The following is a 13,225-nucleotide window of genomic DNA, read 5'->3' on the forward strand; positions in this document are numbered from 1 at the left end:
CCTGAGGGAAACGGGCCCGGTGGTGACCGGGGGAGGCCGACGCCGTCGCGCCGGGGTCGGAGGTGCGGGGCCGTAGGGCCCGAATCAGGGACGGGCCGCTCGGCCCGGCGCCTGTGGGCGGCCGGAGGCACCCGGCGGGCACGGCCCGGAACGTCCGGTGACCGCCCGGGACGGTGCGGGCAGGGCCCGGGCGGCTCAGTGTCCGGCCCGGACCACCATCACGCAGGCGTCGTCCTCGCGCTGCTCCTCGCCGAACTCCGCGACCACCGCGCGCACGGCGTCCTGGGCGTCCCGGGCCCCGGCGAGCCGGGGCCCGAGGGCGAGGAGTCGTCGCGTGGCGGTGTCGTCCCCGAAGTCCCCGGCCGCACCGCCGGCGCGGGTCAGTCCGTCGGTGTGCAGGACGAGCACGTCTCCCGGGAACAGCCGGGTCTCGGCCTCGCCGTACACGGCTCCGGTCGTCGCCCCGAGCAGGACCCCCTCGGGGCGCCGCAGTACGTGCCCCGTCCCGTCGCGGAACAGCAGCGGGGCGGGGTGGCCTGCCTGCGCCCAGGTCAGCGTCTGGGCGACGGGGTCGTACCGGCAGCACATCGCGCTGCCGAGCGCGGGCTGCACGGAGGTCTCGAGAAGCTGGTTGAGATGGCCCATCAGGGCGGCGGGCCGGATCCCGGCGACGGCCATGCCGCGCAGCGCGCCGAGGAGCATGGCCATGGAGGAGGTCGCGGCGACCCCGTGGCCGGTCAGGTCACCGACGGTGAGCAGCGCGTCCCCGTCCGGCAGGGCGAGCGCGTCGTACCAGTCGCCGCCGATCAGACCGGTGGTGGCGGCGGGCAGGTAATGGGCGGCGACGTCGAGCGGGGCGGGGCCGTCGTGGGCGAAGCGGAGCGAGCCGCGCCACGGCGGGAGGACCGCCTCCTGGAGCTCGACGGCGACCCGGCGCTCGGTCTGCTCGATCTGGCGGCTGCGCTCCAGGCTGTCCCGGCTCTCGCGGACCGCCCGCTGGCTGCGCCGGAGCTCGCTGACGTCTCGTAAGACGGCCCACATGGAGGCCGTGCAGCCGTAGTCGTCGAGCACCGGTTCGCCGGTCATGTGCACCGTGCGCACCCGGCCGTCGGTCCGGACGATGCGGAACTCGCCGTCGATCGGCTTCCCGTCGATCAGGCAGTCGGTGACCATGCCCTGGAGGACCGGCTGGTCCTCGGCGAAGACCATCGAGGGCATCTCGTCCAGCGACATCGGCCCGCTCTCGTGGGCGCGGCCGAAGATCTCGTACAGCTCCTCCGACCAGCTGACCTCGTCGGTCAGCAGGTTCCACTCGGCGCTGCCCACCCGGGAGAGCAGCGAGCCGGTGCGGTACGGGGCGGCCTGGCCGTACGCGGTGCCGGGGTCCGTCGCGAGCGCGGCGTCGAACGCGCCGTCGTACCCGTCCTCCGCCTCGCCGCCGGGCTTCTCGTCGGGTACGAGCTCCGCCGGGACGCCCGCCCGCAGCTGCCCCAAGTGGGCGCCCAGGTCGTCGAGTTGGTGGACCGCGAGGTCGCACAGGGCGCGCTGCCACCGCTGCTGGGGGTCGTCCTCGTTCGCCACGGCGTCCCGGCGGACGGCGTCGACCTCGCCGCGCAGGCGGCGGGTCTGCGAGATCAGCGCGTCCACCGCGCCCGGCTCCGGCGGTTGAGCGGGGCGGTCCGCGAACAGATGGGACGGCATGTCGAACTCCGATACAGGCGCGGCCAGGTGTGAAGGGGAGGCCCGTGTACGACTGTGGCACAGCCCGGCACAGCCCGTAAGGGATTTGGCAACACTCGATCCGGTGGTGCTTCCGGCATATGTCAAAGGCCCACCGATTATCGGCCAGGGTGCGACGCGTTACGGTGCTGGGGTGGTGAACGACGACGGGAACGGCACGGTGGGCACGCGCACGGCGGTCACGGGCGAAGCGGTCACGGCCGCCGGAACGGCGGCGACGAACGGACGAACGGACGCTCGTACAACGGTCGCGCGTGCGACCGGAGCCGCGGCTGTCGGCGGCGCGGTCGCCACGGCCGGCGGCACCGCCGCGGTGGGTACGGCCCTGCTGCTCGCGGCCGCGCCCGCGGGGCGTGGCCGCGCCATGGACGCCGCGTCGGTGCTGCCGGCGCTCGCCGCCGTACCGCCCGGGGTCCTCACCGGCACCACCACCGCCACGGTCGTCGAACTCGCGGACCCGCTCGACCCGCAGACCGTCCTGACCCGCCTGCGCGCGGCGGCGGCGAACCCCGGCCCCCTGGTCGTCTGTCTCGCCGGGCAGCTCCACCTCGACCGCCGCCAGGAACTGCCGCACCTCGCACTCGCCCGCACCACCGCGGCCACCCTCCGCTACACGGCACTGCCCTGGCACTGGCTCGCCGGCGAACTCGGCGCACGGCCGCCCGGCACCACGACCGTCGTCGCCGACCTCGCGGCCGGCCCCGACGTCTGGCAGCGCCTCACGGCCGTACCCGAACTGCTCCACCTCGGTCCGGGAACCGCCCTCTACGGCCGGGTGACACCGGCGCCGCGCCGGGGCGAACCCGCGACCCCCGACTACCTCCGCGCCTGGGCGGAGCTCTGGCGCTCCGGCGCACGGCTCCCGCACGCCACCCTCCACGCCGAGGCCGCCGCGGGCACCGCCCCGGCCACCGCGGAGTCCCGGTTCCTCGCCCCGGCGCCCCCCGCCCCCGCCGCCGCGCCGCAGGATCCGCACCCCGCCATCCTCGCCGCGGCCATGGCCGGGCGGCACGGGGAGGCGGCGACCGTCGCGGCGGCCTGGGAACACGATGCCCTCCGCCGCCACGGACCGCACTCGGCGGAGGCCGTGCACTGGACCGAGGTACGGGCCGACCTCGCCCGGCTGGCCGGTGAACCCGCCCGCAGCTGCGAACTGTGGATCGCCGCCGCCGAAGCCCGGCTCGCGCTGCGGCAGCGCCCCGACGACCCGGACGTCGAAGGCGCCGTCGACCGGGCCCACCACCAGTGGGAACAGATCGCCGACCCCGCCCGCGCCCGCACCCTCGGCCCCACCCTCGTCGCCCTGCGCCGCCACGTGCCCGGCCGTCAGCCCGGAGCACTCGCGGCCCTCACCCGCCGCATGGGCTGAACCGGCACCGGCCGTCCGGGCCCGCCCGCCGGACGGCCCGGACGGACGACCCCGTCCGCCCGCCGGACGGCCCGGCACGGACCCGCCGCCGGAGCGCCCCGGCACTGCCCCTCACCGAGAACCGAGAAAGGCACCGTGTGACCTCGCTCGCCACCGCCCAGCGTTCGCTCGCCGATCCGTCCGTGCGCCATCCGCTCTGGCCGCCGCTGACGCGCGGTTGTCCCGTCACCTCGACGGACGAGGTGGCGTACCCCCTCGACATCGACTACGCCTACGACGAGGTACCGGCCGACCTGTTCAGCCGCCCCGCCGCCCACGGTCTGGAGCGGTGGGCGCCGCTGTTGCCGCCCCTCGCCGCGCCCGGCCTGGGGGAGGGGAACACGCCGCTGGTCGAGCTCGCCGACGGGATCTGGATCAAGGACGAGTCCCGCAACCCCACGTGGAGCCACAAGGACCGGCTGAACCGGGTGGCGGTCAGCGCGGCCGTCGCGTCGGGCGCGCGCGGCATCGTGGTCTCCTCCTCCGGCAACCACGGCGCGGCGGCCGCCGCCTACGCGGCCCGCGCCGGGCTGCCGTGTGCCGTGTTCACGTCCCCGGACGCGCCGCCCGCCGTCGCCTCGCACCTGCGCGCGTACGGGGCGACCGTGCTGACCGTGCCGCGCGAGTCGGTCCGCCCGCTGATGCGCCGGATCGTCGGCGAGCTCGGCTTCCAGAGCGTCAGCAGCGTCACGGACTCCGCCCACACCGGGCACCCCTTCGGCCCCGAGGGTTACAAGACCCTCGCCTACGAGATCGCACTCGACCTGGGACGGGCCCCGGCGGCCGTGCATCTCCCCACGGGTTACGGGGAGTTGCTCTTCGGCGTGGCGAAGGGGTTCCGGGAACTCGCCCGGCTCGGCGTCACCGACTCCGTGCCCCGCTTGTACGCGGCCGAGCCCGCCGCCGCGGGCGCCCTCACCGAGGCCCTCCGCACCGGTCGGCCCGTCGCCCGCGTCCCCGTCGGCCCCACCGTCGCCTACGCCATCGACTGCGAGATCAACAGCTACCGGGGTGTCCTCGCCGTCCGGGAGACCGGCGGCGCCGCACGAACGGTGACGGACCGGCAGATGGCTTCTGCGCAGGCCGAGTTGGCCGCACACGGACTCTGGTTCGAGGCCTCCTCCGCCGCGGGCCTCGCCGGCTTCCGCGCGCACGGGCCCCACGAGACCGACGGACCCGTCGTGTGCGTGGCCACCTCCAGCGGCTACAAGGACGTCGACACCGCCCGGCGCACCTACGCGCCGACGGCCCCGGACTGGCCGTCGATCAAGGCCGCGCTCACGGAGCCGGGGCATCCGAAGTGAGGACGTGAGGGGACCCGTAGCGCACCCTCGTCCTCCGGGGCCGGGGCATTCGAAGTGAGGACGTGAGGGGACCGGACCCCCGTACCGCACCCCCGTTCCCCCGTTCTCCACAACCGTGCCACCGGGGTCCCGGACCCGCCGACGCCGCATCGCCACAGGGGAGTACACCGATGAACACGCCGCGACCACCGTCGTCGCCCGCGCCGTCCGGAGCGGGAGGCACCGACAGACCGCCCGTCCGCGTGGGAGCCCTCGCCCCGCTGACCCTGCCCGGCTGGGTCGAGGCCGGCCGGCACCTGCTCGCCGGAATCGAACTGGCCGTCGCCGAGGTCAACGGCGGCGGCGGGATCGACGGCAGACCGCTGGAGCTGGTGGTCCGGGACACCGCGGCCGATCCGCGGCGGGCCGCGGCGGTCGTGGAGGAACTGGCCGGACTGGGTGTGGTCGCCGTGGTCGGCGAGTACCACAGCGTCGTCGCCCGCGCCGCGGCCGCGCGGGCGGACGCCCTCGGTGTGCCGTTCCTGTGCGCGTCGGCGGTGCTCGACGCACTCACCGACGCACCGACGGAATGGGTCGCACGCGTGGCCCCGGCACAGTCCCGCGGCTGGCGGATCTACGCGGACTTCCTCCTCGGCGCGGGCCGCCGCCGGATCGCCGTGGCGACCCAGCCGAGCGTCTACTGGGCGACCGGCACCCGCATCCTGCGGGAGCACCTCGCCCCCCACGGCGGGACCGTCGTCGAACTCGACGCGCACGCGCTCGCCCCCGAGGCCCTGTGCGACGCGCTCGTCGAGCGGGGCGCCCAAGCGCTGCTCCTGCTGGTGGGCCATCCGGAGCCGGCGGTGCCGATCGTCCGGGCCGTCCGCGGCGACCGGCGGCTCGCCGAGCTCCTGATCGGAGCTCCCGCGGGACAGCCGGAGTTCGCCGGATGGGCCGCGGCGCTGGGCGAGGACGGCGCCGGGATCCCGTTCCTGCGCTACCTGCCGGAGAGCCTCGGTCCGCTCGGCGAACGCGTCGGCAGGGAACTCCGCGAACAGCTCGGCACAGAGCCGTCCTTCGTCGCCTACGAGGGCTGGGACACCGTCACCGTCCTCGCGGAGGCGCTGCGCGCGCACGGCACGGACCGGGCGGCCGTCGCCGCGTCCTGGCCACGGGTGGCGGTCGACGGCACCCGCGGTCCGATCCGGTTCTCCCGACCGTCCGGCATCGACGTGTGGCAGTGGGCCTGGCCTCCGGTCCAGGTCGTCGACCGGGACCCGGCGGCCCCCGGTGACCTGCGGACCCTCCACACGGGATGAGCGACCGCGGCGACGTCCGGAAGGCGCGGAATGCCCGAACACGGGGGCGAGTTGATCACGGCATGACCAAGCCCGCGGATCCCCGGGGCCGCGCGGCCCCGGGACGAGGGCCCGTTCCTGTGGCAGCCGGTCGACGAGCGCCGCGTCGTCATCCGCCTGAAGGTGTCCCACCCGTACGGGACGGCGCTCGACGTCGACGGCTGAGGGCGTTCCCGGGCCCGGGCGCGCCCACCCGGACCGTGACGGGCCGGCCGGCGGTGTTTGACCTTGACACGGTGACAAGGTCTTCACTGCTTGCCAGGAGGTGGTCTCGATGACGATCACGAGGCAGGACACGGAGGGCGCGGGAGCGCTGCGGCAGCTCGGGGACGCTTCGTCCTCGGTGCGGCTGAGGGCCGCGCTGGCGCTGGGCACGACACCCGACCCGGGCTTCGTCGGCAAGCTGGTGGAACGGTGCGCCATCGAGCCCGAGTTCTTCGTCCGCGACATGCTGACCTGGGCGCTCACCCGGCACCCGGTGTCCGTGACGCTCCCCGAGCTCCTGCGCGAACTGCGCTCGGAGCGTGCGCAGGCGCGGAGTCAGGCGCTGCACACCCTGTCCAAGATCGGGGACCGGCAGGCGTGGCCGGAGATCACCCGGACGCTCCTGACCGACGCGGACGACGAGGTGGCGCGGAGTGCCTGGCGGGCCGCGGTGGTGCTCGCGCCCGAAGGCGAGGAGCCCGCCCTGGCCGAGGTACTGGCGACCCAGCTCGGGCGCGGCGAGCGCGAGACGCAGCTGAGCCTCAGCCGGGCGCTCGTCGCGCTCGGCGAGCCGATCGAGCCCGCTCTGCGCACCGCGACGACGGCACCCGACCCCGGCGTGCGGGCGCACGCGCTCGCCACGCTGCGGCTGCTGCGCGACCCGGACACCGGATTCGGCCACGCGATCGAGGAGGCGAAGCGTGTCGTCGCTCTGGGCGGCTCGGACCGGGAGGGACGATGAGGCGTGTTGATCGGTGAGGTGGCGCGACGCTCCGGGGTCAGTGCCCGCATGCTCCGGCATTACGAGTCGCTCGGCCTGGTGCGGCCCTCCGGCCGTACGGGCTCCGGCTATCGAGAGTACTCCGGGGACGACATCCGGCGGATCTTCCACATCGAGAGCCTGCGGTCGCTGGGACTCTCGCTGCGCGAGATCGGGCGCGCCCTCGACGACCCCGGGTTCGCGCCCTCGGAACTCGTCGGCGACCTCGTCCGCCGGACGCGCGAACGGATCGCGGCGGAGACCGAGTTGCTCACCCGGCTGCGCCGGATCGACGCCGCGGAGCCCGGGGGCTGGGAGGACGTCCTCCAGGTCGTCGCGCTGCTCCAGGCGCTGGGCTCGCAGAGCGCCGACGTGCGCCAGCGCGCGGCCCTCGCCGCCGACGACGTTCCGGTTCCGGTGGAGGCGCTCGTCGACGCGGTGCTGAACGAGACGGAACCGAACGTCGCCGGAGCCCTTCGGTGGGCGCTGGCGCGATCGGGCGACGGCGTCCCGGCGCTCCTCGCCCGCGGCCTCGACTCACCGGTGGCCGCCGTGCGGGAGCGTGCCGTGCGCTCCCTCGCCGAGCTCGCGGTCCTTCCCGCCGACGAGGCCACCGACCGGTTGCGGCAGTCCCTCGCGCACCCCGACGCCGTCGTCCGAGGCCAGGCGGCCCTGGCGCTCGGGACGCACGGCGTGGCCGACGCGGTCCCCACGCTCGTCGACATGATCGTGGAAGGACGGAACGACACCGACGCGGCCGACGCGCTCAGCGTCCTCGCGAGCGACGCCCCGACGGCGGACCGCATCGCGAGCCGGCTCCTCGACCGCCTCGCCGACGCCGCCACCGGGGCCGCCGCCCGCGGCCGGCTCACCCAGGCCCTCGACTCCGTCCCGGGGCCGAGGGCGGCAGCCGCCCTCCTCGCCCTGTCACAGGACGAGGACCGCGCCGTCGCCCTGACCGCCACGTACCTCCTCCGCCTCCGCGACGGGCGGTGACCCCGCCGCCCGCCGCCTCTTTGGAAGGCCCGGCGGGCCGCCGATCAGGCTGCGACGGCCGCGGAGCCGACGAACCGTCCGCCGACGGATCCCAGGACCTGTCCGGAAAGTCCCGCCAGGCTCGCGGCGCCGGGGAGTGCCGGCCGTCGCCGCGACCACGCTGATCGCCGCGGGACCCGCCCTGCGCGGCCTCGTCCCCGTCATCCGCGGCGGCGGCCCGGAGTACCGCTGCCCCGCTCCCGGCCGCGCTCCCCTCCTGAGATGATCGGAGACGTGACCGTCCTCCCGCACTCCGGCCCGCAGCCGCTCGTCACCGAGCGGCTGGTCCTGCGGCCCGTCCGGAACGGTGACGTACCGGCCGTGACGCGGCTGTGGACCGATCCCGACGTACGGCACCACCTCGGCGGTCCCGTCATCGAGTCGGTCGTCCGGATACGGCAGCGCCGGATCGTCGGGGCGCCCGGCTTCCACGCGGTGGTCCGGGCCGAGGACGGCGTGCTCCTCGGCCTCGTCACCGTGGAGGACGAGGGGTGGGGCGGCGAGACGGAGGTCTCGTACCAGTTCCTTCCCGAGCACTGGGGGCGCGGTTACGCGCGCGAGGCCGTCGGCGCGGCCGTCGCGCGGGCCCTGGAGACCGCGCCCAGCGTGGTCGCGGTCACCCAGGAGGCCAACCACAGGTCCCGTCGGCTCCTGGAGGCCGTCGGCCTGGAGCACGCCGAGTCCTTCGTGGAATGGGACGCCCACCAGGTCCTGTACCGGCGGCGCCGGAACGCCGACGCCCGCCCCGAGGACGTGCCCCGCGTCCTCACCGCCGCCCGACCGAGGACCTGACACCGGGTCCCGACGCCGGTACCGCGGCCCGCAGGGCCTGGCAACCGGGCCTCCGGACCCGGCGAACCCTTCGGCTCAGCGCCGCCCCTCGCCCGCCGCCAGCGCCGTCACCGCCCGCTCCAGGCGGGCCGCCCTCGTCCTGGCCGTGCGGGCCTGCAACAGGCTGAGGACCACGAGGTAGCGGTCGGTCTTGCCGAGGGCCTCGAAGGCCTCGGCGGCCCGGGGGTCGGCCGCCAGGGCGGCCGCCAGGTCGTCGGGCACGGTGGCGTCCTTCTGGGAGGGGTACGCGGCCTCCCAGCGCCCGTCCCGCTGCGCGGCCCGCACCTCGGCGAGGCCCGGCTCGCGCATGCGGCCGGCGGCGGTGAGTGCCTCGACCTGGCGCACGTTGACCTGGGACCAGAGGCTGCGGGGCCGGCGAGGCGTGATCTTCTGGAGATAGGTCCGCTCGTCGCGCGTGATGCGCTTGCCCGTGATCCAGCCGTACACCAGCGTGCCGTCGAGGATCTCGTCAGCGGTCGGCGACGGGAGCTCCGCGCCCTTCTTCGCGAGCAGGAGCCAGATGCCGGGCGTGTCCCCGTGGTGCGTCTCCAGCCAGGCCTCCATCTCCTTGCCGTCGCCGAAGGCCATGACCGCGAGCCCCTCGACCGTGTCCACCGGTTCCACCGGAAGATCCCCTCCCCGTTCCGTCCCGAAGCCGCCGGTGACCCGGGCGGCTTCCCGTGCCGACCACCCTAGGCACCCCGGACGGGTCCTGGACGCGGCTTCGCACCGAACGCGCGCGCTGCGACGCGGCTTCGCACCGAGCACCCGCGCGGCGGGACGGCGTACCATCTGCGGGTCCGTCCGGCAGGGGGTCGGCGTCCAGCCGGCGGCCGTACCGGGACGCCCGAGCCGAGGAGTTCCGCCCGCATGTCCTTCCTGGTGATCGGCGAGTGCGTCGCCGACATCGTCCGCGCCCCCGGCACCGCCGACCGCGTCCATCCGGGCGGCAGCCCCGCCAACGTCGCGTACGGCCTCGCCCGGCTGGGCCGGGAGGTCACCCTGCTCACGCAGCTCGCCGACGACGACGCCGGGCGGCTGATCGGCGACCACCTCAGGGGGGCGGGCGTACGGGTGGAGGTCGGCGGCGTACCCGTCCGTACCCCGTCGGCGGTCGTCGGCCTCGACGCGCAGGGCCGGGCCACGTACGCCTTCGACATCGCCTGGACGCTGGAGGCGGAACCCGCGCGGCCCGACCCGGCGCCCGCCCACGTCCACATCGGATCCATCGCGGCCGTGACCGAACCCGGCGCGACGGCCGTGCTGGCCCTGGTCGAAGGGCTTCGGGGCCGGGCCACGGTCAGCTACGACCCGAACGTGCGTCCCGCACTGATGGGGGACCACGCCGAGGCGGTCGCACGCGTCGAACGCTGTGTCGCCCTCAGCGACCTGGTGAAGGCCAGCGACGAGGACCTCGCCTGGCTCTACCCGGGCGAGAACCCGCGCGCGGTCGCCGCACGATGGCTCGACCTCGGCCCGGAGGCCGTCCTGGTCACCAGCGGCGCCGACGGCTCGCTCGCCGTCACCCGCCGGGCCACGGTCACCGCGAACGCGCCGGCGGTCTCCGTCGTGGACACCGTCGGCGCGGGCGACTCCTTCATGTCCGCCGTCCTCGACACCCTCGCCTTCCGTGCCGGGGCGGACCTCGACGGGCTCGGCGCCGAGTACCTCGCCCGGCTGCTGCGGAGGGCGGCCGCCGCGGCGGCCGTCACCGTGTCCCGGGCCGGGGCGCGGCCGCCGGACCGGGACGAACTGGACGCGGCGGGCGAGGAGTGCGACGTCGTCGTCAGATCCGTGCGTGTGTCGTGATGTCCGACGTGAACTGCTCGATCATGTCCGGCGTGACCGTCGGCCGGCACTGCCCGATCGCCGCCAGGTAGTCCGCCGTGCTCGCGCCCGGCACCGGGTCGTCCCCGCCGCGCCCGCCGGCGGAGATCAGGTCCCGCTCGAAGGAGGCCTGAGCGGCGATCCGGGCCGCGTGCTCGATGTCGGCGGGGGTGAACAGGTCGCTCGCCAGGACGAGTTCGTCGATGTCGACGTCCGTGCGCCCGTCGGTGTAGCGGGCCCAGATCGCCGCCCGCGCCGCCTTGTCCGGCGTACCGATCGGGATCAGGTAGTCGAACCGGCCGGGGCGCAGGAACGCCGGGTCGAGGGAGCGGATCGAGTTGGTGGCGCAGACGAGGAGACGCTCGTCGCGCTCCCTGAACCCCGGTATGAGCTTGAGGAGTTCGTTCGTCACCCCGTGCATGCCGCCGGGCTGCGCGGGCTCCGAGCGGACCGGGGCGATCTCCTCCACCTCGTCGATGAAGACGAGGGCCCGTTCCAGCTCGGCGATCCGTGCGAACGCGGACCGCAGGGCGGCGGCGAGGTTCCCCTCGTCGGCGAGCCGGGACGGCAGGATCTCGACGAACGGCCAGCCGAGCCGGGAGGCGATCCCGCGCGCGAACGTCGTCTTCCCGGTGCCGGGCGGGCCGAACAGACAGACCGCCCGCGGCGGCCGCACGCCGTGCCGGGTGGCCCGCTCCGGCTCGGCGAGTGGCAGGACCACCCGCCGCTCGATCAGGTCCTTCTCGCGTTCCATCCCGGCCACCTTCGCCCACAGGTCGCCGGGCAGCAGCCGGCCGCCCAGGTCGTCGAGGAGCCCGGCGGCGGGGCCGTGCAGCGGCTCCGCCTTCTCGAAGTAGGCGACGGCCGGCCGGCGCGTGTACCCGGCGTTCAGCAGCCCCTCGCCGAGGAGTTCCTCCTCCGGCAGCACGTACGCGATCCGCCCGACCCGAGCGGCCACGAGCCGCCGCTCCAGCTCCACGAGCAGGGCGCTGGCGAGGCCCCGGCCTCGCCACGCCGACGAGATCGCGACGCGCATGACCCACGCCCGCTCCCCGGAGACGCAGGCGAGCGCGGCCCCGATGGGCACGCCCTGGTGGACGGCGACCACGGCCGGCTCCCTGCTGGTGAGGGCGCCGATGCACTCGGCGAGCGAGAACACGGACTCCTGCCCGAGCTCGGCGGTGGTGTCGATCAGATGGACGACAGCGGCGAGATCGCTCTCGCGGTAGTCGTGGATGTGCCAGTTCACCGGTGGTTCCGCCCCTCGTTGGTGCCGTCGCGTCCCGTGCGGCGAGGCTAGGCGGGGCGACGGGAGCGGGTCCTGCGCCACGGTGCACAAGGCGGCACGGCCAAACGCTCCGTACCGGCTCTATGCACGCGCTCCGTGCACCGGCGCGAGCCCCGGGAGTGCATCTCCCGGAGACCGACGGGTGATGGGTGACGGGTGACGGGTGAAGGGCGACGGGTGACGGGAGGACCGTCGGCCGTTCCCGGACAGGAACGGTGAACGGCGACACCTCCGGGGGATGAAGGTGCCGCCGTTCCAGGAGAGGATCAACGGATGGGTGGTGCGGGGGACGCGTGGTGATCAGGTCGTCATCCTCCGCTTGGACATGAGCAGCCCGCCGGCCGTGAGCGAGAACAGGCACACGCACGCACCGGTGATCACGTTGCTGAGGATCATGCCCGTGTCGGGGTTCCGCGCGACGACCCACGGGGAGACGATCAGCCACACGCCCATGAGCAGTACGACGAAGTTCAGGTCCTGCGACCGCTCGGGAGCCATCGACATACACAGGCCGAGGACCGCGAGTGCGATGCCGACGACCAGGTTGCTGATGGCGAGTTCCGGTTGGGCGGCGGAGAAGTGCACCGTCCACGCGGAGATCGCGGCGTAGACGCCGGCGAGGATCACGAGTTCCTCGACCGCCGCGACACCTCGGGTCTGGAGCATCCGGGCGTACCTGTCCCGCATCTCCGGCGCGTCGGGGTGCCCCGCGATATCACCAGGACGGTGAGAGACGTCGGCCATACGACTCGCCTCCTTCGGCGTGATGGACGTCTGACCGCAGTGGCGGCATTCTTTGCCGCGTTTTCATTGTGCGCTTATCTGTCCTTTATGTGTAGGTCTGACCGGTACGGGATGTCTACAGAATTCGGGCCGGCGATATGCCGGGATCCGCCAAGCGCGGGGCCTCGGCCCCGAAAATCTCGATGCAGAAGCGAACCGCCGCCGCGCAGGGGTGAGGGCGCCGGTCCCGGCGTAGCCTGGAAGAGGACTCGGGGGCCCGCCCTTTCCCCGCCGGGAGTGCAAGATGGCCGGCATCGTACGGAAGAGCTTCGACGAAGCGGACGAAACCCGTTCCTTCGAGGACGACAAGGGCAGGCTCGACCTGCTCACCAGTGACGACGGCTCGGTGGGTCGTGCCGTCTTCGAGCCGGGCTGGCAGTGGTCCAAGCACGTCAAGCCGATCGCCGGCACCGACAGCTGTCAGGCGTCGCACGTCGGATACGTCGTCAGCGGCCGGATGAAGGTCGTCATGGACGACGGCGAGTCGGCCGAGTTCGGCGCCGGCGACTTCATGCGGGTCACCCCCGGGCACGACGCCTGGGTCCTCGGCGACGAACCCTGCGTCGCCCTGGACTGGGTCGGCTTCACCGACTACGCCCTGCCGGCCTCCTCCTGACCCCGCCCCTCCTGTCCGACGGCCCCCGCCGTGGGTGCCCGTGGTGTCCCGCCCTTCTCGCCGGTGAGGACCACGAGCACCCGGGCGGGGCG

General features: G+C 74.7%; 12 protein-coding genes and 1 pseudogene. 9 read left to right on the forward strand and 4 right to left on the reverse strand.

What is annotated here, in order from left to right; all coding sequences use genetic code 11:
- Positions 1 to 195: 195 nt before the first annotated feature.
- A complete protein-coding gene (locus AC067A_RS26730) occupies positions 196 to 1,701 on the reverse strand; it encodes a PP2C family protein-serine/threonine phosphatase (RefSeq protein ID WP_479245029.1) in 1,506 nt (501 codons plus the stop codon).
- A 172-nt stretch (positions 1,702 to 1,873) separates the two neighbouring features.
- Between AC067A_RS26730 and AC067A_RS26735 the strand changes: the two genes are divergently transcribed.
- From AC067A_RS26735 to AC067A_RS26765, 7 genes and pseudogenes are all read left to right on the forward strand, one after another.
- Complete coding sequence (locus AC067A_RS26735; RefSeq protein ID WP_479245030.1) at positions 1,874 to 3,109, forward strand: hypothetical protein; 1,236 nt, start codon at positions 1,874 to 1,876, stop codon at positions 3,107 to 3,109.
- A gap of 137 nt (positions 3,110 to 3,246) precedes the next feature.
- Complete coding sequence (locus tag AC067A_RS26740) at positions 3,247 to 4,452, forward strand: threonine synthase (protein ID WP_479245031.1); 1,206 nt, start codon at positions 3,247 to 3,249, stop codon at positions 4,450 to 4,452.
- Positions 4,453 to 4,622: 170 nt separating this feature from the next.
- On the forward strand, positions 4,623 to 5,750 hold the full coding sequence (locus tag AC067A_RS26745) for an ABC transporter substrate-binding protein (RefSeq protein WP_479245032.1): 1,128 nt from the start codon (positions 4,623 to 4,625) through the stop codon (positions 5,748 to 5,750).
- A gap of 78 nt (positions 5,751 to 5,828) precedes the next feature.
- Positions 5,829 to 5,954: pseudogene (locus AC067A_RS26750) on the forward strand (PPOX class F420-dependent oxidoreductase); the annotation flags it as partial.
- A 109-nt stretch (positions 5,955 to 6,063) separates the two neighbouring features.
- Positions 6,064 to 6,735: a HEAT repeat domain-containing protein gene (locus AC067A_RS26755; RefSeq protein ID WP_479245033.1), complete on the forward strand. Its 672-nt coding sequence runs from the start codon at positions 6,064 to 6,066 to the stop codon at positions 6,733 to 6,735.
- Positions 6,736 to 6,738: 3 nt separating this feature from the next.
- Complete coding sequence (locus AC067A_RS26760) at positions 6,739 to 7,749, forward strand: MerR family transcriptional regulator (protein ID WP_479245034.1); 1,011 nt, start codon at positions 6,739 to 6,741, stop codon at positions 7,747 to 7,749.
- Positions 7,750 to 8,010: 261 nt separating this feature from the next.
- On the forward strand, positions 8,011 to 8,580 hold the full coding sequence (locus AC067A_RS26765; protein ID WP_479245035.1) for a GNAT family N-acetyltransferase: 570 nt from the start codon (positions 8,011 to 8,013) through the stop codon (positions 8,578 to 8,580).
- A gap of 75 nt (positions 8,581 to 8,655) precedes the next feature.
- Here the strand turns inward: AC067A_RS26765 and AC067A_RS26770 are convergent, their stop codons facing one another.
- Complete coding sequence (locus tag AC067A_RS26770; protein ID WP_479245085.1) at positions 8,656 to 9,207, reverse strand: YdeI/OmpD-associated family protein; 552 nt, start codon at positions 9,205 to 9,207, stop codon at positions 8,656 to 8,658.
- 282 nt (positions 9,208 to 9,489) lie between these two features.
- Between AC067A_RS26770 and AC067A_RS26775 the strand changes: the two genes are divergently transcribed.
- On the forward strand, positions 9,490 to 10,428 hold the full coding sequence (locus AC067A_RS26775; RefSeq protein WP_479245036.1) for a carbohydrate kinase family protein: 939 nt from the start codon (positions 9,490 to 9,492) through the stop codon (positions 10,426 to 10,428).
- Here AC067A_RS26775 and AC067A_RS26780 read toward each other — a convergent pair.
- Both AC067A_RS26780 and AC067A_RS26785 read right to left on the reverse strand, forming a co-directional pair.
- Positions 10,406 to 11,695: an ATP-binding protein gene (locus AC067A_RS26780; protein WP_479245037.1), complete on the reverse strand. Its 1,290-nt coding sequence runs from the start codon at positions 11,693 to 11,695 to the stop codon at positions 10,406 to 10,408. The genes AC067A_RS26775 and AC067A_RS26780 overlap by 23 nt on opposite strands.
- A gap of 339 nt (positions 11,696 to 12,034) precedes the next feature.
- Positions 12,035 to 12,478 carry an SPW repeat protein gene (locus AC067A_RS26785; protein WP_479245038.1) on the reverse strand — a complete coding sequence of 148 codons (444 nt, stop codon included), beginning with the start codon at positions 12,476 to 12,478 and terminating at the stop codon, positions 12,035 to 12,037.
- A 283-nt stretch (positions 12,479 to 12,761) separates the two neighbouring features.
- Between AC067A_RS26785 and AC067A_RS26790 the strand changes: the two genes are divergently transcribed.
- Complete coding sequence (locus AC067A_RS26790) at positions 12,762 to 13,133, forward strand: cupin domain-containing protein (protein ID WP_479245039.1); 372 nt, start codon at positions 12,762 to 12,764, stop codon at positions 13,131 to 13,133.
- The last annotated feature ends 92 nt before the right edge of the window (positions 13,134 to 13,225 follow it).

It is taken from the genome of Streptomyces sp. NPDC043176 (genome assembly GCF_056436715.1).

Excerpts from the sequence above, each read along its gene's own strand:
- AC067A_RS26730 (WP_479245029.1), bottom strand. The coding sequence starts at position 1,701 with ATGCCGTCCCATCTGTTCGCGGACCGCCCCGCTCAACCGCCGGAGCCG.
- AC067A_RS26745 (WP_479245032.1), top strand. The coding sequence starts at position 4,623 with ATGAACACGCCGCGACCACCGTCGTCGCCCGCGCCGTCCGGAGCGGGA.
- AC067A_RS26755 (WP_479245033.1), top strand. The coding sequence starts at position 6,064 with ATGACGATCACGAGGCAGGACACGGAGGGCGCGGGAGCGCTGCGGCAG.
- AC067A_RS26765 (WP_479245035.1), top strand. The coding sequence starts at position 8,011 with ATGATCGGAGACGTGACCGTCCTCCCGCACTCCGGCCCGCAGCCGCTC.
- AC067A_RS26770 (WP_479245085.1), bottom strand. The coding sequence starts at position 9,207 with ATGGCCTTCGGCGACGGCAAGGAGATGGAGGCCTGGCTGGAGACGCAC.
- AC067A_RS26775 (WP_479245036.1), top strand. The coding sequence starts at position 9,490 with ATGTCCTTCCTGGTGATCGGCGAGTGCGTCGCCGACATCGTCCGCGCC.
- AC067A_RS26785 (WP_479245038.1), bottom strand. The coding sequence starts at position 12,478 with ATGGCCGACGTCTCTCACCGTCCTGGTGATATCGCGGGGCACCCCGAC.
- AC067A_RS26790 (WP_479245039.1), top strand. The coding sequence starts at position 12,762 with ATGGCCGGCATCGTACGGAAGAGCTTCGACGAAGCGGACGAAACCCGT.